General features: G+C 46.8%; 25 protein-coding genes and 3 pseudogenes. 12 read left to right on the forward strand and 16 right to left on the reverse strand.

Going from position 1 to position 24,789, the window contains the following annotated elements; genetic code table 11:
- Positions 1 to 414, forward strand: a pseudogene (locus QUA80_RS00005) (photosystem II q(b) protein); the annotation flags it as partial.
- A 134-nt stretch (positions 415 to 548) separates the two neighbouring features.
- Here the strand turns inward: QUA80_RS00005 and QUA80_RS00010 are convergent.
- The 9 genes from QUA80_RS00010 to QUA80_RS00050 all read right to left on the reverse strand — a co-directional run bounded on the left by QUA80_RS00010 (position 549) and on the right by QUA80_RS00050 (position 6,796).
- The gene (locus QUA80_RS00010) at positions 549 to 1,268 is read right to left on the reverse strand and encodes a DUF4276 family protein (protein WP_333420195.1); all 720 of its coding nucleotides are present in this window, start codon (positions 1,266 to 1,268) and stop codon (positions 549 to 551) included.
- Positions 1,256 to 2,560 carry an AAA family ATPase gene (locus QUA80_RS00015; RefSeq protein ID WP_333420197.1) on the reverse strand — a complete coding sequence of 435 codons (1,305 nt, stop codon included), beginning with the start codon at positions 2,558 to 2,560 and terminating at the stop codon, positions 1,256 to 1,258. Before QUA80_RS00015 ends, QUA80_RS00010 begins: the two co-directional genes overlap by 13 nt.
- Positions 2,561 to 2,668: 108 nt before the next feature.
- Positions 2,669 to 3,922, reverse strand: a complete 1,254-nt coding sequence (fabF, locus tag QUA80_RS00020; RefSeq protein WP_333420199.1) for a beta-ketoacyl-ACP synthase II — start codon at positions 3,920 to 3,922, stop codon at positions 2,669 to 2,671.
- Between the two features lie 97 nt (positions 3,923 to 4,019).
- Entirely contained in the window at positions 4,020 to 4,277 is a 258-nt protein-coding gene (acpP, locus tag QUA80_RS00025) for an acyl carrier protein (RefSeq protein WP_333420201.1), read from the reverse strand.
- Positions 4,278 to 4,592: 315 nt separating this feature from the next.
- Positions 4,593 to 4,766 (reverse strand): hypothetical protein, encoded by a 174-nt coding sequence (locus tag QUA80_RS00030; protein ID WP_333420202.1) that lies wholly within the window; start codon positions 4,764 to 4,766, stop codon positions 4,593 to 4,595.
- Between the two features lie 162 nt (positions 4,767 to 4,928).
- Positions 4,929 to 5,258: a hypothetical protein gene (locus tag QUA80_RS00035; protein ID WP_333420204.1), complete on the reverse strand. Its 330-nt coding sequence runs from the start codon at positions 5,256 to 5,258 to the stop codon at positions 4,929 to 4,931.
- A gap of 131 nt (positions 5,259 to 5,389) precedes the next feature.
- Positions 5,390 to 5,551 carry a hypothetical protein gene (locus QUA80_RS00040; protein WP_333420205.1) on the reverse strand — a complete coding sequence of 54 codons (162 nt, stop codon included), beginning with the start codon at positions 5,549 to 5,551 and terminating at the stop codon, positions 5,390 to 5,392.
- 309 nt (positions 5,552 to 5,860) lie between these two features.
- Positions 5,861 to 6,439, reverse strand: coding sequence for a hypothetical protein (locus QUA80_RS00045; protein ID WP_333420207.1), 579 nt, complete (start codon positions 6,437 to 6,439; stop codon positions 5,861 to 5,863).
- A gap of 138 nt (positions 6,440 to 6,577) precedes the next feature.
- Complete coding sequence (locus tag QUA80_RS00050) at positions 6,578 to 6,796, reverse strand: hypothetical protein (protein ID WP_333420209.1); 219 nt, start codon at positions 6,794 to 6,796, stop codon at positions 6,578 to 6,580.
- Between the two features lie 197 nt (positions 6,797 to 6,993).
- Here QUA80_RS00050 and QUA80_RS00055 point away from each other — a divergent pair, with 197 nt between their 5' ends.
- From QUA80_RS00055 to QUA80_RS00080, 7 genes and pseudogenes are all read left to right on the forward strand, one after another.
- The gene (locus QUA80_RS00055; RefSeq protein ID WP_333420210.1) at positions 6,994 to 7,119 is read left to right on the forward strand and encodes a hypothetical protein; all 126 of its coding nucleotides are present in this window, start codon (positions 6,994 to 6,996) and stop codon (positions 7,117 to 7,119) included.
- 156 nt (positions 7,120 to 7,275) lie between these two features.
- Positions 7,276 to 7,401, forward strand: a pseudogene (locus QUA80_RS33660) (helix-turn-helix domain-containing protein); the annotation flags it as partial.
- Positions 7,402 to 7,620: a hypothetical protein gene (locus QUA80_RS33665; protein ID WP_445302190.1), complete on the forward strand. Its 219-nt coding sequence runs from the start codon at positions 7,402 to 7,404 to the stop codon at positions 7,618 to 7,620.
- 69 nt (positions 7,621 to 7,689) lie between these two features.
- Positions 7,690 to 7,875 carry a hypothetical protein gene (locus QUA80_RS00065; protein WP_333420212.1) on the forward strand — a complete coding sequence of 62 codons (186 nt, stop codon included), beginning with the start codon at positions 7,690 to 7,692 and terminating at the stop codon, positions 7,873 to 7,875.
- 8 nt (positions 7,876 to 7,883) lie between these two features.
- Positions 7,884 to 8,213 carry a transposase gene (locus tag QUA80_RS00070; protein WP_333420213.1) on the forward strand — a complete coding sequence of 110 codons (330 nt, stop codon included), beginning with the start codon at positions 7,884 to 7,886 and terminating at the stop codon, positions 8,211 to 8,213.
- A gap of 293 nt (positions 8,214 to 8,506) precedes the next feature.
- Positions 8,507 to 9,412, forward strand: a complete 906-nt coding sequence (locus tag QUA80_RS00075; protein WP_333420215.1) for a CoB--CoM heterodisulfide reductase iron-sulfur subunit B family protein — start codon at positions 8,507 to 8,509, stop codon at positions 9,410 to 9,412.
- 735 nt (positions 9,413 to 10,147) lie between these two features.
- Positions 10,148 to 11,359 (forward strand): chloride channel protein, encoded by a 1,212-nt coding sequence (locus QUA80_RS00080; RefSeq protein ID WP_333420217.1) that lies wholly within the window; start codon positions 10,148 to 10,150, stop codon positions 11,357 to 11,359.
- A gap of 106 nt (positions 11,360 to 11,465) precedes the next feature.
- On the opposite strand, the gene QUA80_RS00085 is transcribed toward QUA80_RS00080, so the two are convergent.
- Positions 11,466 to 11,600: a hypothetical protein gene (locus tag QUA80_RS00085; protein WP_333420219.1), complete on the reverse strand. Its 135-nt coding sequence runs from the start codon at positions 11,598 to 11,600 to the stop codon at positions 11,466 to 11,468.
- Between the two features lie 525 nt (positions 11,601 to 12,125).
- Between QUA80_RS00085 and psaC the strand changes: the two genes are divergently transcribed.
- Both psaC and glmS read left to right on the forward strand, forming a co-directional pair.
- Positions 12,126 to 12,371: a photosystem I iron-sulfur center protein PsaC gene (gene psaC, locus QUA80_RS00090; RefSeq protein ID WP_015175986.1), complete on the forward strand. Its 246-nt coding sequence runs from the start codon at positions 12,126 to 12,128 to the stop codon at positions 12,369 to 12,371.
- 159 nt (positions 12,372 to 12,530) lie between these two features.
- Positions 12,531 to 14,453, forward strand: coding sequence for a glutamine--fructose-6-phosphate transaminase (isomerizing) (gene glmS / locus QUA80_RS00095; protein WP_333420220.1), 1,923 nt, complete (start codon positions 12,531 to 12,533; stop codon positions 14,451 to 14,453).
- Between the two features lie 199 nt (positions 14,454 to 14,652).
- Here the strand turns inward: glmS and QUA80_RS00100 are convergent, their stop codons facing one another.
- Both QUA80_RS00100 and QUA80_RS00105 read right to left on the reverse strand, forming a co-directional pair.
- Positions 14,653 to 16,197, reverse strand: coding sequence for an O-antigen ligase family protein (locus QUA80_RS00100; protein WP_333420222.1), 1,545 nt, complete (start codon positions 16,195 to 16,197; stop codon positions 14,653 to 14,655).
- A 36-nt stretch (positions 16,198 to 16,233) separates the two neighbouring features.
- Positions 16,234 to 17,079, reverse strand: coding sequence for a YaaW family protein (locus tag QUA80_RS00105; RefSeq protein WP_333420224.1), 846 nt, complete (start codon positions 17,077 to 17,079; stop codon positions 16,234 to 16,236).
- A 352-nt stretch (positions 17,080 to 17,431) separates the two neighbouring features.
- On the opposite strand from QUA80_RS00105, the gene QUA80_RS00110 reads away from it, so the two are divergent.
- Complete coding sequence (locus tag QUA80_RS00110; protein ID WP_333420226.1) at positions 17,432 to 18,508, forward strand: FAD-dependent oxidoreductase; 1,077 nt, start codon at positions 17,432 to 17,434, stop codon at positions 18,506 to 18,508.
- Positions 18,509 to 18,695: 187 nt separating this feature from the next.
- Positions 18,696 to 19,178, forward strand: coding sequence for a GNAT family N-acetyltransferase (locus QUA80_RS00115; RefSeq protein ID WP_333420228.1), 483 nt, complete (start codon positions 18,696 to 18,698; stop codon positions 19,176 to 19,178).
- 21 nt (positions 19,179 to 19,199) lie between these two features.
- Here QUA80_RS00115 and QUA80_RS00120 read toward each other — a convergent pair.
- The 4 genes and pseudogenes from QUA80_RS00120 to QUA80_RS00135 all read right to left on the reverse strand — a co-directional run bounded on the left by QUA80_RS00120 (position 19,200) and on the right by QUA80_RS00135 (position 24,613).
- Positions 19,200 to 20,062 (reverse strand): annotated as a pseudogene (locus tag QUA80_RS00120) (Uma2 family endonuclease).
- 169 nt (positions 20,063 to 20,231) lie between these two features.
- Entirely contained in the window at positions 20,232 to 21,167 is a 936-nt protein-coding gene (locus tag QUA80_RS00125) for a polysaccharide deacetylase family protein (protein WP_333420230.1), read from the reverse strand.
- Positions 21,168 to 21,663: 496 nt separating this feature from the next.
- Entirely contained in the window at positions 21,664 to 23,271 is a 1,608-nt protein-coding gene (locus QUA80_RS00130; protein ID WP_333420646.1) for a bifunctional pantoate--beta-alanine ligase/(d)CMP kinase, read from the reverse strand.
- A 196-nt stretch (positions 23,272 to 23,467) separates the two neighbouring features.
- The gene (locus QUA80_RS00135) at positions 23,468 to 24,613 is read right to left on the reverse strand and encodes a septal ring lytic transglycosylase RlpA family protein (RefSeq protein WP_333420232.1); all 1,146 of its coding nucleotides are present in this window, start codon (positions 24,611 to 24,613) and stop codon (positions 23,468 to 23,470) included.
- Positions 24,614 to 24,789: the final 176 nt, after the last annotated feature.

A 24,789-nucleotide genomic window follows, 5' to 3' on the forward strand; every position in this document is an offset into this window, starting at 1 on the left:
GTTCGCGAAACCACCGAAACCGAATCTTTGAACTACGGTTACAAATTCGGTCAAGAAGAAGAAACCTACAACATCGTCGCAGCCCACGGCTACTTCGGTCGTTTGATTTTCCAATACGCTTCCTTCAACAACAGCCGTTCCTTGCACTTCTTGTTAGGTGCATGGCCAGTAGTCGGCATCTGGTTTACCGCTTTGGGTATCTCCACGATGGCGTTCAACTTGAACGGTTTCAACTTCAACCAATCGATTATCGACTCTCAAGGTCGCGTCATCAATACTTGGGCTGATGTCATCAACCGCGCTAACTTGGGTATGGAAGTAATGCACGAGCGCAACGCTCACAACTTCCCGCTCGACTTGGCTGCTGCTGAAACTACTCCTGTAGCTTTGGTTGCTCCTTCTATCAATGGCTAAGTTTTAGTCCCAGATTACAAAAAGCGCTCCTAGTAATAGGGGCGCTTTTTGTTTGGGGAAAATCTAATTTAACACTACTAATGCTTGGCAAAAGTTGGCTTACAGTTTACCTCAATAAATTTTTATCTGACCCTTTATGGACAACGACAAAAATTATTGAGATAGTTATAGAGTTCGCGAAATAAGGGACATTTTTTCTGGACTTCATTTGGATCGATTTCCCTCAATAGCAAAGGAGTATGATCTCCTTTAGAAAAGCGTGCTTTATCGCGATCGATCTCATCTTGAACACTTGACTCAATTAAAGCTTCTGATAGTTTTTCTCGACAGCAATCTCTTTGAGGATCGTATTCACTAAATGATTCGGGATTCTCAAAAGAAACTTTTTTTTCTGTACTCAGCCACCAACACATACGTTTATGTCTGCTTCTAAAATCTGAATGTTTAGCTATTGAATTATTCCAATCAGCAATAATCCAAGCTTCGATTTCCGGCGCGGCAAACCCAACAAATTTTTCGATGTCAGCACATTCTGGTATTTTTGATAACTCTGCCAATATTTTTGATTTTTGTGTCTGAGAATCGCGGCAATCCAAATCGTCAAAAACTAAAATCAAGTCGCATTTATTTGCTTCCGCTTTTAAGGCGATCGGTAATTCTTGCTTTATTTGCTCGATTAAGCTTTGACCTGTTCTTCCATAACTACCTGCTTTATTAGCTTTAGGGCCGGGTTTTTGACGAACTGGTGTTTTTCGTTCAAATCTACAGCCCGGAAAAGTTTTTTCTAAAAAAGGAAAGAATCCTCTAACCTCAGCCTCACCGCCACCAGAGAAAACCCACACTACCACGGCCATCCTCCAATACTTGGATCGCCAACACGGTATAAGTCGCCCAATTGCCATCCCTCTTCAAGTTTTGGCTTCAGCAGTTCTTTTGAAAGAGATTTGACTGAGAAATACGTTCTGTTTTCCGGATAAAAACAAAGAACATTCTCTAAACGATCGGTAAAGTGATCTAAAAGGTCGGGACTATGTGTGGTAATAATTATCTGAGTTCTGGTGGCAGCTTTTTTAATCCACTCAGCTAAAATTGGCATCCACGATACGTGCAATCCTAATTCCGGTTCATCCATAACTATCAAAGAAGGAAGAAGTGGAGAATGTAATATAGTTGCCCAACAAAGCATCCTCACAGTTCCATCTGACATTTCATTAAGGTAAAATACTTCTTTGATATCTTCAAAATACCATTCTACAGTGAGAGATAGGCGACCAGAACGTACAGGTCTAATGCGACGAGTTTTTGGTAATATCGATTTCATCGCCTCGTTCAGGCTATCTTCAAAGTCGATATTTTTTTGGCTTAAATTATCCAAAACTAAGGCCAGATTATCTCCAGATGCAGATAGGTAAATATCACTTCCACCTATTTTAGGCTCTTCGGTTCTAATTAAATTCAAATTCATGTTATTGGCATTATAAAATTGCCATTTTGAAATAAATTCAATTAATTCTCTTCTAATTTTGTAAACAGGTGTATTTTCTGGTGCTAATTTACTATTTTCAAGCAGTGTCGGAATTGTCAACAAACCAAAAGAATTTGTAGGAATGTTATCTAAAGGTTCAAACTGAGTTGACACTTGACCGGGAGACTTGTAAACAGATAAAACTCCTTGCCCTAATTCTCTGTTATGCAATTTATAGTAATAGAAAGGTTGCCTGCTGTAATTTTCCTGCAAATCTTCTCCGTCATACAGATATTCTTCAGAGATACTCGCCCTTACGTTTTGTCGATCGGTATAAAGTTTGAAATCAAGAATTGCGCTGTCTTTTTGAGGATTACCAGTTTGGTTAATTTGCGAAAAACAGCAAGCTATACTAACCTTTGCTGGACTTTCAATATTGACATCTAAAATTCTACCGCCACCAATTTTAGCAACAGCATCCTCAAAACTACTCATGTCCCGATTTGAGTCGGGAATAGCTATTAGGCAATCTTTTAAAAAATTCAAACAACTGATGAAATTGCTTTTGCCTGAACCGTTTGAGCCGATAAATATATTAAGGTTGTTTAAATTTACAGATGGATCTAAGTGCAGATTTTTATAATTCTTGGTTGTCAAAAATCGAATAATGGGTTGATTCATACGATCGCTCCGGTGATACTTGAGAAAGTTAGGGCAGGCAAGATGCCTACCCTACAAAGGTAAAAAAATATTTTTTTACCTTTTAACTCTCGACTTTCGGATTACCTGTTACTGAACAAACTTCTTGAATGCCAGCGTCACGTTGTGCCCGCCAAATCCAAAGGAATTAGACAGCGCCACATCCACTTTTAAATCGCGGCTTGTATGAGGAACATAGTCTAAATCGCACTCAGGATCGGGATTTTCCAGATTAATTGTCGGCGGGACTTTGTCATTGGCGATCGACATTACCGTCGCCACCGCCTCAATTCCCCCAGAACCGCCCAAAAGATGACCCGTCATTGACTTGGTAGAACTAATTGCTACTTTGTAAGCGCGATCTCCCAAAACCTTCTTAATCGCCTTGGTTTCCGTAGAATCGTTGGGAAGCGTGCTCGTGCCGTGAGCGTTGATATAGCTCACCATATCCGGCGTCAAACCCCCATCCTTGAGCGCTAAAGCCATCGCCCGCGACGCACCGTCCCCCCCCGGTACCGGAGAAGTCATGTGATACGCATCGCAGGTTAAACCGTAGCCGACGATTTCTGCGTAAATCTTCGCGCCGCGCGCCAGAGCGTGTTCCATTTCTTCTAAAATCAGAATGCCAGCACCTTCGCCGACGACAAAACCATCACGATCGCGATCGAACGGACGGCAAGCATGAGTCGGGTCATCATTGCGAGTCGAAAGCGCCCTGGCCGCAGCAAAACCAGCCACACACAAAGGTGTCACCGCAGCTTCCGTACCGCCGCAAATCATCGCTTGCGCGTAACCCCCCTGAACTAGGCGAAACGCATCGCCCACCGCATTTGACCCGGCAGCGCAGGCAGTCACCGTACAAGAGTTTGGCCCCTTAGCGCCCGTTTGAATTGCTGTCAGGCCCGCGGCCATATTCGCAATCATCATGGGAATCATAAACGGGCTGCACCGATCGGGGCCGCGAGTCAGATAGATCTCTTGCTGATCTTCCAAAACCTTTAAGCCACCAATGCCAGTGCCAAGAATGACACCCACCTGTTCTGCGTTCAGGTCATTAATCTCCAACTTCGCATCAGCAAGAGCCTGTTTGCTCGCTGACACTCCAAATTGAGCAAAGCGATCCATCCGCTTTGCTTCCTTGCGCTCTAAATAGTCGTGTGGGTCGTAACCCTTCACCTCTCCGGCAAAGCGGCTGTCGTGCCGCGACGGGTCGAATAAGGTGATCGGGCCTATACCATTCTTCCCGGCAACCAACCCGTCCCAATACTCGGACAAGGTATTGCCGATCGGTGTAATCGCGCCGAGACCCGTGATAACAACGCGCTTACGCTCTAAATTTGTCATGATTTCAGTTTCAAAAAATTAAACACCCAGAACGCAGAACAAAAGAGGAGTTTCCAGTTTTCTAACTTCTCTCCTCTTAGGGGAAAAGACAGGTATTTTATGCTTTTGGAGCTGCAAGTTCCTTGTTGATGTAATCTACACAAGCTTGAACCGTAGTAATTCCTTCGGCTGCTTCGTCGGGAATTTCAATATCAAACTCTTCTTCCAACGCCATTACCAGCTCTACTGTATCTAAGGAATCTGCTGCTAAATCGTTAGCAAAGTTGGATTCGGGCTTGATATCGCTCAGATTCTCGACTTCCAGTTGCTCTTTCACAATTTTCTGGACTCTAGTAAAAATGTCGTCTTGGCTCATAACATCGTGTCCTCATTGGTTGCTGCGTATCTAATCTTATCCGAAAGGGGGATCTTCAGGAAAAAGGGTTGCCGCTTTTCCAACTGACCCTCTGTGGAGGCAATGGGGCCGTGGGCCATTGGTGTTAAATTAAAGACTGTTGTGGGGTGGCGATCGCTATTTGAATAGTCCTGGATGCCTAAACTCTATGTGGCGGTGCATACCGTACCTTAGCGCTACGAATAGTGTTGCAAAGCAATTTTTGCGTCCCGCACTGATTGAATGACTACCTGCAAGAGTATCGTGCCCTAGTGACTGCTTGTCCTCTAGAAATTCTCAACAGCAACGCCCAAACGCATTCGATCCGTCTTGCTTTCCTACTTGCGATCGCACTGAGCTCGGCTTCACGGACTCAATGGAAGTATCGCATCTGTATAACGATGGAGTTAAGCGACGCACCGTCAGGCGTGTCCGCTGGAACGGCTTGTTATGTGCTTCTTGAGAATTCATTTTCTCAATCTCTAGCTTCCGTCTTGATTGCGAGCGCCGATGGCGTTCTGCCGCCGACTATCGCCGAGGTCTGGCGGATTAGTTCGCCGTTCTCAAAGGCCGCGACCATAAAGAGGGCAAAGTCCAGGCGGCGCGTGATGTTGCTGGCGAAGACGGGACTCCCTACATCCCCGCTTCATATGGGTAGGGATTGGCTCTCCCCTTCTTCCAGGTTGCTTCCGCGCAGGCGGGTGTTGCTCGCAAACACCCGCCTGCACGCCTCCACCTGGTTGGTCGTCGAGGTCGCTGACGCGAAGCAGTCGCGCGAGCCATCCGACAGCCTTCACGACCGATTTGAAAGTCCGCCAGTACAGGTCTTTGCCGTCCCGGGTAATGTGCCAGCCGCAGGAGAATATGAGGCGCGCCGCCGGGCGTGCGTGGTCGAGGACAGCCTGCGCCGTTCCCGACGAGTGCTGGTATACCCCCAAGATACCAGCACGGTGAGCATCCCATCACACCCTTCGACTGGCTTCTTGGTGACCGAGGGGTCGTTCGTCGCACCCGGAAAGACTGTGATAGGCCCCTTGAACCCGTAAAGTTTGCCTGCGCTGCGTTCCCGACAAACACCAACCGCCTCTTAGCTCCTATCCAGCGCCGGCTGCACCATGTACTGCCCGAGTTTCGCGGATGCGCCTGCGATAAAAACCTTCTTCATATTCCTTCCGTATTCGCAGTAACACATAACGACTGAATAGAGCGGCAAACGATCGCCTCGATCTCAACACGAAAATATCACTTTTTGTCATATCCAATGATATGTTATACACCGATCGCTTCACAATTACTTATGTTTGGCGATCGCCAATAACTTCTATGGACTCAACAACAGAGCCAACCATCTTTGCTTGCTTAATCTCGGCGGAAAAACGACAAATTTAACAAGGGCGATCTGTTCTGCCTAAGGGTGTGCTTGAGCGGTTGCCAAAAGCATTGCACCTACACCAGTGACTTTCGCCAGTCGGCTCCAAGCGAATTGTTAGACAGCTTAACATCAACTATACTTACAAGATCGGAGATTTCACTTTGTCTATCAATTGTGGATTATTCCCCTTATTTCATAGATTTTCAGGAAGAAGCGCCTCAATATATGGGGCAATATAATTGCGACCTTTTTCGATATAGTACGTTGTAAACAGAGATTCAAACTCCTGTTTTACTAATTGAAGTGCTGCATTCAAACGTGGTCGACCGTATACTAAGAACTGAGCCGTCGAATAGGCATAATATTCTTTGTCTTTATCGGGAATATTTTTTTTGAAAGCATCTTGGTAAAGCTCACGTCCCTCATCAATCAATTGTTCAATCGACGAAGTAAAATTAATAGACTCTCCACTTGGAAAATCTATTTTTTTATCTTGAATAAATCCAATCACTTTCTTCATACATTCACGGGTCATTTCAACTGATAAGCATCCCTCATCTTTTCTTCTAAATCCCCATTGAGTGCAACCGTTGGTAACTTCAATAACTCGTAAAATTGCGAGTTTATCAAGCTCTTTTGCTTCGATTTTCTGCATTTCATTAATATAATACTCAATCCGCTGACTAAATCCGTGGAAATCAGTTTCAAAATATTCTTTGAGTTCTTCGATCTGGGCTAACTGTTGCCAGTTGAACATTATTGAGTTTAACATTATTGAATTGCCTCCAAATCATTTATGTTTAGTAAGTATCGACCAGTAAGGACTACCTCAATCCGCTCATAATAGTCATTTTTATCATAGCGATACTCAACAAGCATTTTGAAATCTCGATCGTAGCTTGCCCATCTTTCAAAACTTCAAAAACGCCTTCTTGAAGTTTTGATTGAACTCATAGGCAATACTTCTGTCATTTGAACTAGCAAAGTAGCAACTCCCATCAATGTAGGGAGAGCTGTAGGAGAAATCAGTGGGTTGAAACCCCTCCTCCAGTAACTTTTGCCCTCGATATTTTTGAGGAGCTTTGTAAATTGTGACGGTTTGGGGGATTTGTGCTTCGCCAGACTGCATGATTTGACATCTTGGCTGAGATGAAAAGCAGTATCATAAACTACCGCTATGTCTGGAACCAGATGATTTTGCAACTACCGACAGCATTGAAGTACAGTCCCACCCATAACCCAGCAAGCTAACGGTTTTGTTCAGCCACCTTGGATTATTTACTCTTGAATCATAACACTCTAATGGGTCGGCTGTAACGATGTGTTATGGTCGATCGCCTAACAATTACTTATGCTAGTGCGATCGCCCTTCGCCATTCCGAACTGACAAACTTATACCAATTTTCTAAAATAGTGCTACAGTTAGTAGAAGTGCATTTGGCAATTGAGTAGCCAAATAGAGGTCAAAAAAATGTCAGTCCTGTGTCAAGATTGTAATTCGATAAACCGCAGCAGAACTGAAAATTTTTCTGTGCCGATAAAAAGATGCTGTGCGACACGAAAAACTGCTGATTCTGTATTGGCTCAAAACCAAAACAGTGATAGTGTATTGTCGGCTGCGGTGCGGCGCACGGTAAGCATCGTACCACAATACAAAGATGGTTGTCTAGCTACCGAACTGGGGGAATAGAACAATTATTATGCCAGAAACCTCGGCCGGGTCTGCCCAGAATAATGACTCCGGAAACTGTAGAGAAATTATCAGAAGAGTTAAACCAAGTAGAAGGATTCAGTAGCTACAAAGAAGTACATCAATGGTTGACAAGCTGTTGTGACATTCCCGTGGCATATCTGACAGTGCATCCATGGGCAAGATATCGCCTTAAAGGCAAATTAAAAGTTCCCCGTCCGGTGAGTAAAAAGCAGAAAATAGGAGCAGTAGAAGAGTTTTAAAACAAACTGCCAATCTTAATTAAAGCCAGTGTCAGTCAAAGTCAGAGCTTTTTCAAACAATGGAAAAAAGTGCGGTATTGGAGTCAAGACGAAAGTCGGATGGGGTTGCATACAATTCAAAGAATAAAGCTAACAGCTTACGGCATAAAACCGCAAGAAAAAGTAGAATGGAAGTTTACTTATTTGTGGTTGTATGGTGCAGTAGAGCCGCTAACAGGAGCAAGTTTTTTTTATGAGTTTACTCATTTAGATTAGCGTGTGCTTTGGATAAATTTTTAGAGTTATTTGCTAGTGAGTACCCGGAGGATTTACATCTAATTCAAGTAATGGATGAAGGGTTTCATAACTCTTTAAATCTCAGTATACCAGAGAACGTTATCTTACTATTTCAACCCGCCTACAGTCCGGAAGTAAACCCAATAGAAAGACTGTGGGGATATGTAAAAGAAGAATTGAAATGGTTGAGATTTGACCAAATAGAAGAGTTGAGAGCTGCGGTGCAAAAAGAGTTAAATAAGTTGACGTTGGAAGTTATTGCTTCTTTGACGAGATGGGAATTTATTTTAGAGGCTCTATCTGTAGCAGGGATTTAGGAAATTGGTATTGGTAACTCATTTTTGCTTGCCCCAGCGATCGCAGATACACAACTTTGACGGTGCGATCGCTTCCAGTGTCTAGAGGAACCATCAGCGATGCAATTTTTCCAAAAGAGGGTTAAGCAGATTAGGGCGATCGCCCCGCCACCAACCTGAAAACTGCGTCCTCATCGATAATAATTGTCTAAAACTAGGTAAGGATATGGAGAGGGTAAACGAAGCAGGAAGCATCCCAACTTCGATCGCCCTCCTTTGTTGTCCCTTGCCTTGTCTCCTCAGCAGAAACAATTATGCCATCCCCAAATCTCAAATATGCTTATTTTCCCGGTTGCGTCGCCCAAGGGGCCGCCCGCGAACTTTACCTGTCTACCCAAGCCCTGACTCAAGCTTTGGGCATCGAACTGGTGGAACTCAAAAAAGCTTCCTGCTGCGGTTCTGGCACTTTCAAGGAAGATTCGCAGTTGCTGGAAGATACTGTCAACGCCCGCAATATTGCTTTGGCTGAGGAATTGAATCTGCCTTTACTGACGCATTGCAGCACTTGTCAAGGGGTAATCGGTCACGTGGACGATCGCCTCAAGGATTGCCAAAAAACCGATCCCAACTACATAGAACAAGTCAACGGTTTACTCAAAAAACAAGGCTGTTCGCCTTATCAAGGCAGTACCGAGGTGAAACATCTGCTGTGGGCGATCGTTGCCGATTACGGGATCGAGGAGGTGCAGAAGCGAGTCACCCGCAAGCTTTCCGGTTTGAAGTGCGCGTCTTTTTACGGATGCTACCTGCTGCGAGCTCAGGATAAGCTGCTTTACGATGACCCGCACCAACCGGAATCGATGGAAAATGTATTTCGGGCGATCGGGGCAACTCCGGTTTACTATCGAGGGCGGACGCAGTGCTGTGGCTGGCCGTTGGCGAGTTATGCTACTAACCAATCTTTTGGGATGGCAGGCAAACACATTCAAGATGCTCTTGACAATGGGGCTGATTGTATGGTAACGCCTTGTCCGCTGTGTCACTTGAATTTGGATTCGCGACAGCCGGAGGTGGAAAAAGTAATCGGGCGCAAATTGGGTTTGCCGGTGCTGCATTTACCGCAGTTGGTGGCTTTGGCTTTGGGTGTGGAACCGAAAAAACTAGGACTCGATCGACATATTGTTTCCACTAAGCCCGTATTAGAAAAATTAGGCTTTTAGCCGATCGATTTGCACCGCTTTTTAGTAAGGACTTTAGTCATTTATCATATCAAATCCAGGTTTGTAGCAAGGACTTTGGTTTTTTCTAATATCCAATCCCGTTAGCTCGGAATTATACCCGAGTGCTAGCGGGCTGCTCGATCGCGATCGTACACTCTTGAATTGATAGAAGATACCGTCCACAATTTCAGTCCTGGACGCACACATACCAAAGAAACCGGGTTTTTTACCGAATCTGCGGGTCACAACCTCTGTTTTTTCCTAAAAAAACCCGGTTTCACCAGCCCCGGTGCGTCCAGGACTAAATTTGTCGTTTTGTCCCCAAAGGTGGTCTAGTCTTCTTCTTGTGGGGCAGCAATGGCGCTGTGGAGTTATCACTCTTTGTCGGTTAAGTTGCTCGACTGTGCCATTTATTTCCGATCTTAGCTCCTCATCAGAGATCCCAAATTGGTTTTTTAAGCTATTGACACCACCAACAGATGAAGCGGTCTAAGGGCGAGGGCTTCAGCGGACGGCGTTGCACGGCGGTTAGACCACTGATAACCTATGCCTCAGTTCCGTTGCCAGCCCTTGTTAAACTGCGATTGCTCTGTTCGCATTCGATAGCCCGGATCTACACTCAAAAGCAAGTGTGGGGGTGGTAGGTTAATATGCAGACAACAGAAATTGTATACAATTACACAAAATAGTTTTTTAAGACTTCCTAACTGCCTAGTTAGGGACAAGGAATAAGCAATGAAACGAAACCCAGTAAATCTCACACGTTCGGTATTGATATGGGCAATGCTAGGAATCATTTGTGGTTTGTTTGCTGCAAGTTATTGGATATTTTTGTCTTACATAATGCTGGGATTTGAATATTTTAGTGGATTTTCTCTACTAATCATCATGCCACTTGCTGGTTTGCTCGTCGGTTTGCTCATTCATTGGCTGGGAAATCCTGGCGAAATAGGGTTGATTATTGACAATATTCATCTCAATGGTGGGCGATTACCAATGAACGAGAATCCTTCGATGATTCTGTCGTCGCTAATCAGTATTGCAAGTGGAGGCAGTGCTGGTCCAGAAGCACCTATGGTGCAAGTAACAGGTTCAATTGGTACGTGGTTGGCCGATCGCTTTCAATTGCGCGGAGAGGCACTGCGAACTTTGAGTATTGCTGGCATGGCATCTGGTTTTACAGTTTTGTTCGGCGCTCCTTTGGGCGGTACTTTTTTTGCTTTAGAAATCCTGCACCATCAGAATGTTGTGGAGTATTTTGAAGCAATATTGCCTGCGGTCGTGGCAAGTTGTGCAAGTTACACCATCTTTGTAGCAATTACCCAGCTAGGAATTGGCCCTACCTGGCATTTTCCTCAATACAACGTGCACAGCCTTTATGACTTTGGCGCAGCAATTGCTTATGGAATCCTAGGTGCAATTATGGGGTGGTTTTTTATCGCTGTATTTCGCAGTGTAGGTCGCTTGTTTGATTCGATACCCAGTCCAATCTATGTACGCACTACTTTAGCTGGGCTAGGACTTGGTGTTTTATCAGCTTTATTTCCGCTCACTCGTTTCTTTGGCGAACATCAAATTGAAAAAATTGTTGAGGGAAACTTTTCTTTGGGAGTTGTCTTAACTTTAGTTATTGCTAAGGTGTTTGCCATTAGTACCACCGTAAATGGAGGCTGGCGGGGGGGAATTATCATCCCGCTGTTTTTTATAGGAGCCTGTTTAGGAAAAGCAATAGCGATCGTTAATCCCGCATCCAACGAGACTTTGGCAATGATTTGTGTAATGGCTGCTCTGAATTCAACAGTTACTAGAACTCCAATTAGTACAACTCTGCTACTCGCCAAATTGACAGGGTTTAGCACTTTTACACCGATTCTCTTCGCTAGTCTCGTCGGTTTCTTCTTGGCTCCCCGATCTCCCTTCATTACCTCACAGCGTAAAGTCGATTAACAAACGGCTAGAATTCCTCTAATAGCTCCGTGTAGCCGTGAAAAATACCTGCAATTTGCGAGTATCGAGTCTCGATGCTTCTGCCATTACAAATGCACCAATGGCATCAAACTACATCTGGCCCTTGATAGCAGTCAGCTTGCCGTTTTTTATCCATTGCACAGAAGCCAGAGTGTCGGATGACTGTGGCTGGATTGAAATGTTGAGCCACAACCTCGATTACTTTCGCACTCGGGCTCATCAATATTCCGAAGATTACCGTTGTGCAAGGGCAAGGGGTATCACCCGCATAAACTCATCGCAGAGAAAGTAAAAACTCTATCCCCAGATGATGACTAAGATCCGGTTTAAAGTGGCACCGAAACCAACGAAAGCCAAAACAATGGCGTTGGAGGGGAAAACTGGAGTTGTCGTGGTGGCAACTCGGGCTGGTGATTGAACGGTCAAACGCTTCGATGTAATGCTGTAAGAGTTTCGCCTGTGAACTTTGAGCAGACTCCGATCGATGCTACTGCGAAACTCAATTTGTATTTCATCAGGCTGGTGCTCAAACGGTTGGGGAATGAATAGATCCCAAAAGGGTTCTATCAGACTCCCAGGGTGAATAACTGTGAAGTTTTGTCGCTTTTTCGCGAAGTGCTTCCAGGCACTGCGGTAGACTAACCTTTAATTCTCTGTGCAGGCTATAGCGGTGTCACCTCGCCGTCAAATCTGTTCACTCGCAGAGGCAGCAAATTTTTAGTGACTCGTTGGGAGCCTATATTCAATGTCTCATTCAGTCAAAATTTACGATACTTGCATCGGCTGCACTCAATGCGTCCGCGCTTGTCCGACTGACGTTTTGGAGATGGTGCCCTGGGATGGCTGCAAAGCAGCTCAGATTGCCTCGTCTCCCCGCACCGAAGACTGTGTAGGCTGCAAGCGGTGCGAAACTGCTTGCCCGACCGATTTTCTGAGCATCCGGGTTTACCTGGGAGCAGAAACCACTCGCAGTATGGGTTTAGCCTACTAAATACCGATCGGCACGCCGATCGAATTACGGGCACAAGAGAGGGGGCGATTACATTGCCCCCTCTTTTTTGTCGCGGAATCTGCATTCTGGGGCCGGAAGAAGGTAAAAATGATAAAACGTGAGTTTTATTGCGATCGCTAAGCAGGAGTAGTACGTTAAATGTGCGGAATCGTTGGCTATATCGGCACGCAAGCAGCAAGCGAGATTTTGCTAGCAGGATTGGAGAAACTAGAATACCGGGGCTACGATTCAGCGGGCCTCGCTACCATCTCGGAAGGAGAAATTACCTGCATCCGAGCCAAGGGCAAATTGCACAACCTCCGGGAAAAGCTAGCAGAGATAGACTCTCCGGCTCCCGTCGGTATCGGACACACCCGCTGGGCAACTCACGGCAAACCAGAGGAATATAACGCTCACCCTCACATGGATAATAGCGGGCGAATTGCGGTAGTTCAAAATGGAATTGTCGAAAATTATCGCGATTTGCGGAAAGAATTGAAAGCAAAAGGACATAAATTTGTCTCGGATACCGATACTGAAGTTATTCCTCATTTAATAGCTGATTTATTTGCCGAAATAAAAAGCGAGAAGGAAGAAGGAAAAGAGAAAAAACCAGAGAAAATTGCTGATTTGTCGTTTTTGGAAGTCGTTGCCAAGGTGGTAAATCGGTTAGAAGGAGCCTTTGCGATCGCCGTTATTTGCGCCGATTTTCCCGACGAAATAATTGTCGCCAGACAGCAAGCTCCTTTGGTGATTGGCTTTGGTGCAGGTGAATTTTTCTGCGCTTCCGACACGCCGGCCCTAGTATCTCACACCCGCACTGTGTTGTCCTTAGAAAATGGCGAATTGGCAAGGCTAACTCCGATGGGAGTCGAAGTTTACAGCTTTGCAGGAGAAAGGCTGAAAAAGATCCCGCGCATCCTAGGTTGGAGTCCGGTTTTAGTCGAAAAACAAGGCTTCAAACACTTCATGCACAAGGAGATTTACGAACAGCCAGCCGTAGTCAGAGCTTGTTTGGAGGCTTATTTAGACAGCGATTGGCAGCCGGAAAATCCGCGCTCTCCGATCAATCTCAACTTGCCCGACGAGCTTTATGCCGATGTCGAACAAATTTCAATTCTCGCCTGCGGAACGAGCTGGCACGCCTCGCTAATTGGCAAATATTTGTTGGAACAATTAGCTAATATTCCCACAGCGGTGCAGTACGCTTCTGAGTACCGCTATGCGCCCGCACCGCTGACAGCAAATACTTTAACTATTGGGGTAACACAGTCGGGAGAAACGGCGGACACGCTGGCTGCTTTGGGGATGGAACAGCAGCGCCGCGCTGGTTTTACCGATAAATTTCGGGCGAGAATGTTAGGCATTACTAACAGGACTGAAAGTTCGATCGCCCACATGATGCCGCACGTCATCAATACCCACGCCGGTATAGAAGTCGGCGTTGCTGCAACTAAAACTTTTGTGACTCAGTTGATGGCATTCTATTTCTTAGCTTTGGATTTGGCGCACCAGCGGCAAACAATCAGCACTGAGAGATTGGCAGAAATTATTACTGGTTTGCGCCAGTTGCCGGCAGAAATTGAGAAGTTTTTGGAGATTCAAGAACAGTATGTGGAGGAATTGTCCCACCAGTTTACAGACACCCAAGATTTTATCTTTTTGGGGCGGGGAATTAACTTTCCGATTGCGTTAGAAGGGGCGCTGAAACTGAAGGAAATTAGCTACATCCACGCCGAAGGATATCCGGCGGGAGAGATGAAACACGGCCCGATCGCCCTTTTGGACGCGAAAGTGCCTGTAGTGGCGATCGCCATGCCCGGAAGCGTCTACGAAAAAGTGCTTTCCAACGCTCAGGAAGCGAAGGCCCGCGACGCGGGTTTAATTGGCGTTACGCCCAAGCAAGGTATGGCGGAAGCCGATATTTTTGACCACGTTTTGCCGGTGCCTTTGGTGGATGAATTGTTGTCGCCGATTGTGACAGTGATTCCGCTGCAATTGTTGGCTTATCACATTGCAGCGCGTCGGGGTTTGGATGTGGATCAGCCTCGCAATTTGGCGAAGTCGGTGACGGTGGAATGAGCTACGGCACTCTAAGAGAGTTTGACACGGATACACGGATTAATTATAGGAATTCTACCAAATCCAACTTAAATACCCCCTTTATAGTTTAGCCTGCGGAGACATAATTCGTTTGACAAGAAGCGGTTTTAACTGCCGAATCATCAAGGGGGTGAATAACCAAGATTTAGTATCATCCGTTTATCTGTGTCAAACTCTTTTAGAGTGCCTCTTTTTTGGACAATGGAACTGAAGCTTCGCATACACCCCAAATCGCCGCTAACAGCAACCAGCTTGTAGTATTGAGTCGGAAATCAAACAGCGTCACGTCTACAGTATTAAAAAGCGTACAGGCTGCGAAGGCTAATAAATAACTGAAAAAAATTAGGCGATCGGTCGCTCTTGAATCTTGACAATCCACCTGATTTGTAATACTAAACTTTGAGTTTTGATCGATCGCTAAAACATTTTCCGCTACCTCCTGTGTTGCTATTTGCTCGTGTTTGATATCCACAGAAAAAAGCGGCCAATTCGCTAGCAGCAAAACAGCCCTAGCCAAAACCCAACCAACTAAACCAAACAACAAAAGCGTTGCGGGTATGCCCGTTTCCCCAGTCAACATCAGTATCAAACTGTGGGGATGACCGAGCCATTCTTGCATCTGAGCTTGATAGAGAGGCGTAAAATTTCGCAATCCCCAACCAGTCCAAGGACGCTGCTGAGTCATCGACCAAGCAAATTCCCACTGAGTTTTTCTCAAAGTAGCTGTCGGCCGATTTGGGAACATCTCGTCGGTGAGTCTAGCCCAGAAAAAAGCCGGGATAATTCTTCGCAAATACTGCCGTAAAGGTTCGGGGCCAAAGGCAGACAAAAAAACTGTGCTAGCCACACTAAAAACCGCAGCTAATATTTTTTTATAACCCGCATAAAATCCAAAAGCCAAAACTGCCAAAACTGCCAGTCCCCAAGCATTGCGAGAATTAGTAAAAATCAAAGCAAGAGCCTGGACGATCGCTGCCAAACTTAAAAATAGGAATCTGTAATTATCGGGAATCAGCGGTTCATTAAGTGTTTCCTTTTTTCTTCTTTCCTCTTCCCTCAAAATCGAGCTGTTAAATCCGTTAAATCCCTTAGCTTGCTCGTTCCTGAACCGTTCTTCCATCCACAGTCCCAGTCCTAAAATAAAAGCAATTGTCAAATAGCAAGCTAAAATATTAGCGTACATAAATACAGAAGCCATGCGACCCGGGGGATTGCCTTTGGGTTCGAGCACCCAGCCAAAAACAGGCTGCAATAGATCGATGCCGCTCCAACCTAAAAATTGCTGTCCCAGACCTAAAATTATGACCGGAATTGAACTAATTACGATCGTCCAAGATAATTGTCGCAATTGAGGCAGAGTTTTAATTAAACTGCTGAAAGTGGCAAACAATATAAAGAACGGCAAGAAATTGTACAATCCTATAAAAGCCTCAATGCGGTTGTGGGCAAAAACGGCTGTGATGACGAGCAGGGCGCTCAGAATTGCGAATCCTCGATTCAGCGGGCGGCGACTAATTTGACGGAACTTTTGCTTGCAAGTACCGGCCAATCCCAGGAATAAACCTAAAGCTCCTAAAATCGGAATTAAGGGAAAAATCAGCATCCCCACTTGGGCGAAATTCCAAGGGATTTGCAGGCGGGGATCTGGATGTTTTTGAAGGCGAGACTTGAGATATTTGGCTGTCAGTTTTGCCGCTAATTTCAACCAATTTTTGATATTCACCCACACTCCCAATCTCAAATCTACAATCTACAATCGTTAAGCTAGTTCCCAAACGCATTCCGATCGCGTTAATCGAATTTGAGCTAAGGCAAAAATGGTCGGGATAATCCGGCCGTAGTTCGTGGAAATCGATCGCCAACCCAAATCCGCGAAAAACCAAGTCCACATCACCGGGCCGAGCAAGGAAAATATGCTCCGCGTCGCACCGTAACGAGCCGCACTCACCGCCATACCGCGCCGCGCCGTCTGAATAGCCACATAATTTTGAAACTGGGTTGCTGCGGTTGCAGTGCCTGCAAGCACTCCTTGTTTTGCCATTTGATAGGTGGCAAAATGCAGCGCAAATTGATTGGCCATTAGTTTGAGCAGCATTGGTTTTAAGATCGAACTAACAGCTAAAGCGCTGCCGCCTTTGAACAGTAAACCTAACGGGTCTTTTTCTGCAGAAATTGGCAGGGGTTCTGAGAGTTTAGAATCAACGATCGCTCGCTGTACGCGCACTGTCAGGGCTTGCTGTTCATCTGCAGGTAAACCCTTCCACGCGCGGCCCATTAAGTGCAGAAATACTTCTGCCTCTAAGTCGGTGGTTGACAACTGTCTGGGATAAGGGATTTTGAGATAGCGACAAACTTGAATTAGTGCTTGTCTGTAAGTTACTTGTTGGGTTCGCCCTCTGAGTACCGTCAACCCGTCGGCTGCAAGATAGCGAAACCGCTGTTCTACGGCGTCGAGCCACGCTTCGCGATCGCGACTTTGTACATCTATCGGTGCGGGGGTTTGCACGTAATCTAAAGGGTTAAACTTGCGGCTGAACAGAAGTTCTGTTAGTTGCTGCAATTCTTCTTCTGTTGTCAATTCTAGTGCTGCTCTGAGTTCGTCCAAGACTGTTGCCCTCCCCTATTCGATTTTAGATTTTAGATTTTAGATTGCTGCTGATTGACAAGCATGAGGATTTAGGATTTACCTACGGTGGCTTTTTTTGATCTGGTCTCGATCGTGGATTCGTGCTGTCCTTTATTCTACTACTTGGTGCAGGGCGATGGCGGGACGCCCCACAAGCTAGGGTTCTCAGGGTTTGGCCGCAAACTGAAATATTGCACTGAAACTTCCCCGCAGCCTTTAAGCTGATAACTGGACATTTAGTAAAAAGCTGGTCTTGGGCAGGCAGGATGCCTACTGCACAAGAGTTTTTGGAGATGTCTAATGACTGGTGACTACAGAGTAATGACTAATTATGTTCGATGTTGCGGTGATTGGTGCGGGTATGGCGGGGCTCAGTTGCGCTCAACGGTTGCGTCAAGCTGGTTATTCTGTGGCGGTTGTTGAGAAATCTCGCGGTGCGGGGGGACGTGTTGCAACCCGGCGCGTACAGGGCACTAGGGCCGATCACGGGGCGCGGTATCTGGAACCCCAGGGGGATGCGGTGCAGGGGTTAATTGAGGCTTTGGTCGATCGCCACATCCTCAAACTCTGGACCGATCGTGTCTGGGAATTCAGACAGGGGAAACTTTCTGCTATTGCTAGTTGTTGTTATGTCGCACCTGCGGGTATGAATTCTATCGGTAAGTATCTGGCGGAGGGTGTAGAAATTTGGTTTGGCCGCCGCGTACAAGCTATTTCTACTACAGATAACCAAATGTGGCATCTTTCCCTAGAAGTTACTGATGACAATTTACAGACGCCTCAAGAATTGATTGCTAAGGCTGTGGTTGTGGCAATTCCTGCTCCTCAAGCTTTAATGTTTTTGAATTCTGAAATTGGTTTTAAATCTAATTTAATTGACAAATTGCGTTCTCTGGAGTACGACCCTTGCATTACGGTTATGGCTGGCTATCCTGCGGCAAAACAGCAAGATTTGAACAATCTACATCCGCAGTGGAAATCTGTTTCTTTTCCCAATAATTCTGATTTAGCTTGGGTTGGTTTGGACAGCAGCAAACGGCTCGATCCTCCGCAGCCGGTGTTTGTGGTTCACAGCAGCGCAAATTTTGCCGAACGCTATTTAGAAGCTGCTGATTTGGAAACTGTCGGCCAGGAATTGCTCGATCGCACTTCTGAATATTTAATCCCTTGGCTCAAACAGCCGGAATGGTTGCAGGTTCACCGCTGGCGCTATGCTTTTTGTCGAAATCCTTTGCCTGTTTCTTCTTTGCCTGCTGGAGGGAATTTGCCGCTGGTTTGCGCGGGGGATTTGTGCGGCGAAGGTCAAATAGAGGGTGCTTTGCGATCGGGTTTGGCGGCGGCTAATTGGGTGAATTCTCAGTTGCAAAATTTGCCCTTAGATTCCAGCCTAAATTGGCAATATGGCTAAAAGTAAGGTTCTGTTTGTAGACACAGAAAAGTTAAGCTGATTAAAACTTACGCAGAAACCTGGTTTTTTACGGAAATATTGTGTTTGAGATTTTAACACTCGTGAAAAACCCGGTTTTTTTGATATTTATGCGTAAGTCCTACTAATGTTAGGTTGGGTTATGTAGTGACAATTTAAAGCAAAGCAAGTGGTTGAGATTAAACCAATCAAGCAACATCAAATTGAACAAGCCAAGCAAGTAGTCATTGCGGTATGTCTAGAAATTTTGCCTGGCGTACTAACCGAGGATGAGTTGAGGGGCTATGATTCGATGTCTGATATTGACAATGTACGATCGCACTATTTCGACAATAACGGCATGTTTTTGGTATTGGTTGATGGTGAGCAGCTTGTAGGCACTGGAGCAATCCGAAAACTCGATGATGAAATCTGCGAACTTAAGCGGATGTGGTTTCTCAAAGAGTATCGAGGACAGGGGTTAGGCTGGAAAATGGCTCAAATACTCTTTGATTTCGCACTCGCGGCAGGTTATCGGAAGATTAGGCTTGACTTAGCAAACGAAGAGCGACAACCAGAGGCACTCAAACTTTATAGGAAGCTTGGCTTTTATCCAATTGAGAGATACAACGATAGTCCATGTCGTGTATTTATGCAGAAGTTGTTGCAGTAGCAAGGACAAAGAAGCAGAGCTTTATCCCAATCGCTGCACCTCTTTCACCGACAGAGAAAGCGCCTGGGCAACTTGTTCGACAGTCAAACCGATTGCCAGTCGTTGGGGAATGGCATCTCGTTGTGTTTGCTCCACGCGATCGGCTCGTTGACGCTCAGCTTCAGCCCGCTGGCGTTCCTGTTCGGTGTGGAGGCGTTCGAGTCGAGCTTGCTCGCTCCCCGTCAGCAACAAATTCCCTTCGTTCTCCCACCAGCGCAACCACCGTTGTGTCTGATTTTGATAGCTGCCGAACCATACGCCTAACTCTACTCCCATGCGGTCGATCGGGTAATGTCCGCGATCGTTCCGTTCCAACAGGCAATAGCGGGCGTTCACCCAGTTGTAGACTTCCAGTTGGCTGGTTTTAATTGTGCAGATGGCGTAGTGGGGGATGCGATAATCTGTTCGTATACCCAAAACTTCCCTGGTTTCTGAGTAATACCTTCTGGCAAACGAGATAAGGGGGTGTTGTCGCGTTCTTCGGAACCATCCCCACTGGCTAATTCGATCGCAATTATTGGCACCATATACTCGCGCCACAGCAGGTAAGAGCGGCGAATTTCTCCGTCTAACAGAGGCGGAACGTTGGGGACGTAGAACCAGTCAGGGGCTTCGGCTCCGCGTTCGGGTGGGTCAGTTTCGCGCCAGTAAATGCCACTATCGAGCCCGATCGCACGCATATTGTCTGTCCGGGTGAAGCTTTTGCAGCGTGCTTTCTAGGGAGTCTGCGAGCACAACAGTCTGCGGATGTTCTGGAAAGTTCTTCACAAACGTGCCGTCGGATTCGGGGAGTTGGGTGCGGTCGGGGAAGGCGGGGGCAACCCTGTCGGACTGAGACTTTGGATCGTCGCTGGTACGCGATCGACTGGCGATCGGACTGATGCTCTGTTTCTGTTACAGCATAGCGATTGTCGATCGATTTGTCTGGTTGAAGATAGCCCTCGTTCTGAAAAATAGAGCCATCTCCATACAAAAGAATGGCAAAATGGTAGAAATTCCCACTTTGCCAAATTTTTATTTTTGTGCTGTTTCCTGGTGTTTTAACTGTTGTTCTTGCATCTGCAATAACTCGGGAACTGTTACGAAACTGTACCCTTCCTTTCTCAATCGAGCAATAATATCAGGCAAAGCTTTTACTGTTCTCGCTCGATTGCCGCCGCCGTCGTGCATCAACACGATGCCGCCGGAATTTGCCTGCCTCATCACGTTGTCCATCAAAGATTCCGTAAGAGTGCGCCAATCAAAAGAATCAGCAGACCACATCACAACTGCATAATTTTTCTTTTGAGCGTAAGCTACCAATCCATTATTTAAAATGCCTCCTGGCGGGCGGAACATCGATGTTTGGATGCCGGTCAAGTCCTCTATTAAGGATGAAGTTCGATCGATCTCGCGAGCGGCACCGTATTCGTTATACTTAAGGTATTCGTGGTTCCAAGTGTGGTTGCCGATCGCGTGACCTGCTGCTGCAACCTGTTTGCCAATTTCGGGATAAGATTGCAGGTATCTTCCTACCCAGAAAAATGTAGCCTTAATATTGTTTTCCTTGAGAATATCTAGGATTTGTGTAGTTGTTGTCGGCCAGGGGCCGTCGTCAAATGTCAGGGCGATCGCCTTGTGCTGGGAGTCGAGTTTTGCCTCACGAATGGTTGTACCTTTAAACTGCGACGGTACGGCTGATTGAAAGCGGATTGCCTGCACTTGGGCTAGAGCTTTTTGGGAAAATTCTACTCGATTGGCGATCGCCTTGGAAAACTGATTAATATTGGAGACCGGCTGTTGTTCTTGCGACTGGGATACTGCCAAGACTTGCGCCTGAATCGGTTCCAATGGCTGATTGGCCCGCAAGTTAATCGGCAGCGTCACACCCAGCAAAAAACTTCCTGTGGCGGCCATAAAAGCAACGATTAAAGTTTTGCGCCGCCTCCACAGCAGTTTCAATTTTGTCACGTCATTCTCTCCTTCACACCTTGCACAGTTAATTTGAGATTTTATGTTGATATCAAGTTAATCCACTTAAGAGGATAATCTTAAATTGGACAGTTCGTAAAAATGCTACTGGAAATAACCGATCGCGGGAAGTCCGTCAGGATAAAAAAATTTAAGATTTGTGTGCCAGAAATTTCCTAACCCATGAAAACGCTGGATGGTTGAACTTTTTCCCCAGCCGGGGGAACGGCGCTCAAATCGGATTAATGGCACGATATTCTTAGGGACTCAGCCCGCATCGGCCCGCGTCCCTACCTGACACGGCAAGTTGGTTTAACGTGGAGATGTTGCACTATTGTTAATAAGCCTTTCAAGGGCCGGCTAGAAGAGCCCTGGCCGCAAGAAAATTGAGTCTTTGTGGGATAGACCTGAAAGCCTGCGCGAGCGAGAATGGTACAAGATGTGAGTTTAACCGGATTTGATATGAGGGCGATCGCCCGCCCGGAGCCTCCTCAAATTAACTTTTAGGGCCGATTCTCTCTTTGTACAAGCCGACAATCAGATCGATAACTTCAGCAACAGTCAGATTGTCTGTTTGAATTTCCACAGCATCGGCGGCTTTGCGCAAAGGTGCAACCTCGCGGGTGCTGTCCTTTTCGTCCCGCAGGGCGATGTCTTGCTCCAATTGGGCCAAGCTAATATTAGCCCGATCGGTGTCTTTAAGTTGTAACAGCCGCCTGCGCGATCGCTCTTGTACCGAAGCAGTCAAAAAAATCTTTAGTTCCGCATCGGGAAACACGTTAGTGCCGATATCGCGGCCTTCTGCCACAATTCCGCCTTTTGTGCCGCAGCGCCGCTGTTCCTCGACCAAAAACTGCCGCACGGCGGGAATTGCCGCCATTTCCGAGACGCGGGATGTCACTTCCAAACTGCGAATTGCCTCGGTTACGTCTTCGCCATTAACCTTCAGCATCAAAGATGCCGGATCGAGGTTGTATTCCAAATAGCTGGAGCTGACTAATTCGGCAATCGCGCATTCGTCGGAAATCGGTGTGCCTGTTTTCAATGCCAGCCAAGTCAGCGCCCGATACATCGCGCCGGTATCTAGATAAAACAGGCCCAAAGCTGTTGCTGCTTGGCGAGTGACGGTAGATTTGCCAGCTCCCGCCGGGCCGTCGATCGCCACAATTGGTCGGCGATTCCTGAGAATTATATTGTCAATCAAGCGAGTAGAGCCGACTCTGGCTGCCACGGCTAAAAGTCCCGCAGTTTCAACAACCTGCAACGGCGTCAGAGTGTCGGGATGGACGACTTCGGCGTATTCGATCTTTACTGCGGGTTCTCCTGCCACTTCTGCGCGCACCGCAGCGAGTGCGGCTGCGGCGCTGCGGTTTGAAGCAAAAGTTTCCGAGGCTTGTTGCAGCGCGCGGTAGAGTACGGAGGCTTGCTGTTTTTGCTCTGCTGTTAAATACTGATTGCGAGAACTCATTGCCAGTCCCGACTCTTCGCGGACGATCGGACAAGCGACAATCTCTACAGGCCAGTTAAAATCAACAGCCAGCTTCCTGATAATTGCTAGCTGCTGGGCATCTTTCTGACCGAAATAAGCTTTTGTCGGCTGCACCAAACTCAACAGTTTAGTAACAATTACCGCGACGCCCTGAAAATGACCGGGCCTTGCCTTGCCGCACAAAACCGATGTCATCGCCGGTGGCGGGACTACTTGAGTTAAGGATGAAAGGTGAATCTGTTTTTGGGCGGTTTTCTCTGTTTCTGTACGCGCGGCGAAGCTATCCCGTAGGGAATCGACCGCTTGGCTGCCAAACATTTCGGTTGCTGAGGGAGCAAATATGGCGTCAACCCCAGCTTGTTGGCACAGCCACCGGTCTTGCTCGAAATTCCGAGGATAATCTTGAAAATCTTCTGTTGGCCCAAATTGCAGCGGGTTGACAAAAATACTGACCAGGACGATCGCATTTTCTTGCCTTGCCCGCTGGATCAAGCTCAGATGTCCTGCGTGCAAAGCTCCCATAGTCGGCACCAAACCGACTGTCAAATGAGGTGCAGCAGACTTTTGCGAATTTAAGTAGCAGCGAAGTGCTGCAATGGTAGTAAACAGGCGCACCGGTAGAATCTCCTGAAGGCCTTCGGCAGAAGGCAGAATTTTTTTGTCATAATTTTTTGGCTTGACATCTCGCACCATCCTTGATTAACAGGCTTTCGGGCCTCTTCCACAAAGTAATGATGCAAGATGTGAGTTTTATTCTACTTTCTGCCTTCTAAAGTTCGGATAACTTTTGTATTCTGCCTTAGAGTACCGTTCAGCGTTCAACTTTTGTTTGCTGCTGCGGTTCGATCACTTCGATTTCCACTCTCGCAACGCCACTGCTAATCATTCCCAGTACGCTGGCGGCGCCGGCGGACAAGTCTATGAGCCGATCGCCCACATAGGGGCCCCGGTCGTTAATGCGGACGACCACAGTGCGGCCGTTGTCGAGATTTCTCACCATGACTCTAGTTCCAAAGGGCAAATGGCGGTGGGCTGCGGTCAAATCATTTTGGTTGAAACGCTCGCCGCTGGCGCTGAGGTTGCCGTCAAATCCCGGGCCGTACCAGGAAGCCCAGCCGCTGAGGCGCACTTGAACTGGGCCCATAGACAGCACGGGGGGTTTTGGTTGGGGTTGGCCTGCGACTTCTTGCAGGGGTGGGGCGTTGCCCAGAAGCCGGCGGAGGCGATTGGTTGCTTGCAGGGCGTCTCGGCTAAAGTCGCTGGTGGTGTCGGGGAGGATTGTTTCGGCGTTGATGTTTACCAAGTCCTCGCCGTTTGCCTGAATAATGTAGCGATCGCCTTTTTCCCACTTAACGGTAATGCTGTTCGGATCGATGTTGCTGCGGGCTAGCTGGTTGAGTCTTGCTGCCAAGCTTGATGCCCGCCACACTGGATCGGGTTCTTGGTTGTTGGAGTTGCTGGCAATGTTGCCGACTTTTGGAGTTTCTCTCGCGCCCGCTACTTTCGACGGACTGCCAGCATCGGCTTGGCTGTCGCCAGTTTCTCCCAAAGGCGTGTTTGTTTCCGGATTCGCGTTCAGAAAGGTGATGACTGGAATGTTTCGCACGTAGACTGTCGCTGCTTGTCGCCCGCCTAAGTCGTGGGGCTGAATTTTGGCGATCGAGTCTCGGGCAATTTCAGCTCTTGCTTGATACTGATACTGTCCGACTTTTTGTGCTTCGACCCGAGTAGCGTTTAACTGCGGGGACGATTGGGTGGCAATTACTTGCTTGGAAACCTGAGAGTTTTGATTGACGACATCTGTTGCTTGTGCGTGACAAGAGGATGCCGTTCCTACTACAGGAACTAACAGGACAGCGAGCAGACCACCAACAAATTTTTCCTTCATACGTCCATTTTTGTGAATAGCCATTGCCAACCGAGATTGGAGGATTTGCCGTTTAGCCGGGGGCGTCAAGGATTTCTCTCTTGCCCTTCGCCATTCCCCCGTGAGTCAAAGCAAAGTATCGGGGTGCGTTTTTGCTTTAATGCTTCAGCCGCGAAAAAAATTGGCGGAAACTTCCCTAACACTTGACAACTCATACTCGATCCGCAATTTGTGTTTTGTTCACGAACTGCAACAGACTACCACAA

This window comes from Microcoleus sp. F4-D5 (genome assembly GCF_036704885.1).
Lineage (GTDB): Bacteria > Cyanobacteriota > Cyanobacteriia > Cyanobacteriales > Microcoleaceae > Microcoleus.

Excerpts from the sequence above, each read along its gene's own strand:
- QUA80_RS00010 (WP_333420195.1), bottom strand. The coding sequence starts at position 1,268 with ATGGCCGTGGTAGTGTGGGTTTTCTCTGGTGGCGGTGAGGCTGAGGTT.
- QUA80_RS00015 (WP_333420197.1), bottom strand. The coding sequence starts at position 2,560 with ATGAATCAACCCATTATTCGATTTTTGACAACCAAGAATTATAAAAAT.
- fabF (WP_333420199.1), bottom strand. The coding sequence starts at position 3,922 with ATGACAAATTTAGAGCGTAAGCGCGTTGTTATCACGGGTCTCGGCGCG.
- acpP (WP_333420201.1), bottom strand. The coding sequence starts at position 4,277 with ATGAGCCAAGACGACATTTTTACTAGAGTCCAGAAAATTGTGAAAGAG.
- QUA80_RS00030 (WP_333420202.1), bottom strand. The coding sequence starts at position 4,766 with ATGAATTCTCAAGAAGCACATAACAAGCCGTTCCAGCGGACACGCCTG.
- QUA80_RS00035 (WP_333420204.1), bottom strand. The coding sequence starts at position 5,258 with ATGGGATGCTCACCGTGCTGGTATCTTGGGGGTATACCAGCACTCGTC.
- QUA80_RS00040 (WP_333420205.1), bottom strand. The coding sequence starts at position 5,551 with ATGACAAAAAGTGATATTTTCGTGTTGAGATCGAGGCGATCGTTTGCC.
- QUA80_RS00045 (WP_333420207.1), bottom strand. The coding sequence starts at position 6,439 with ATGTTAAACTCAATAATGTTCAACTGGCAACAGTTAGCCCAGATCGAA.
- QUA80_RS00050 (WP_333420209.1), bottom strand. The coding sequence starts at position 6,796 with ATGCAGTCTGGCGAAGCACAAATCCCCCAAACCGTCACAATTTACAAA.
- QUA80_RS00055 (WP_333420210.1), top strand. The coding sequence starts at position 6,994 with ATGGTCGATCGCCTAACAATTACTTATGCTAGTGCGATCGCCCTTCGC.
- QUA80_RS33665 (WP_445302190.1), top strand. The coding sequence starts at position 7,402 with ATGACTCCGGAAACTGTAGAGAAATTATCAGAAGAGTTAAACCAAGTA.
- QUA80_RS00075 (WP_333420215.1), top strand. The coding sequence starts at position 8,507 with ATGCCATCCCCAAATCTCAAATATGCTTATTTTCCCGGTTGCGTCGCC.
- QUA80_RS00080 (WP_333420217.1), top strand. The coding sequence starts at position 10,148 with ATGAAACGAAACCCAGTAAATCTCACACGTTCGGTATTGATATGGGCA.
- QUA80_RS00085 (WP_333420219.1), bottom strand. The coding sequence starts at position 11,600 with ATGAGCCCGAGTGCGAAAGTAATCGAGGTTGTGGCTCAACATTTCAAT.
- psaC (WP_015175986.1), top strand. The coding sequence starts at position 12,126 with ATGTCTCATTCAGTCAAAATTTACGATACTTGCATCGGCTGCACTCAA.
- glmS (WP_333420220.1), top strand. The coding sequence starts at position 12,531 with ATGTGCGGAATCGTTGGCTATATCGGCACGCAAGCAGCAAGCGAGATT.
- QUA80_RS00110 (WP_333420226.1), top strand. The coding sequence starts at position 17,432 with ATGTTCGATGTTGCGGTGATTGGTGCGGGTATGGCGGGGCTCAGTTGC.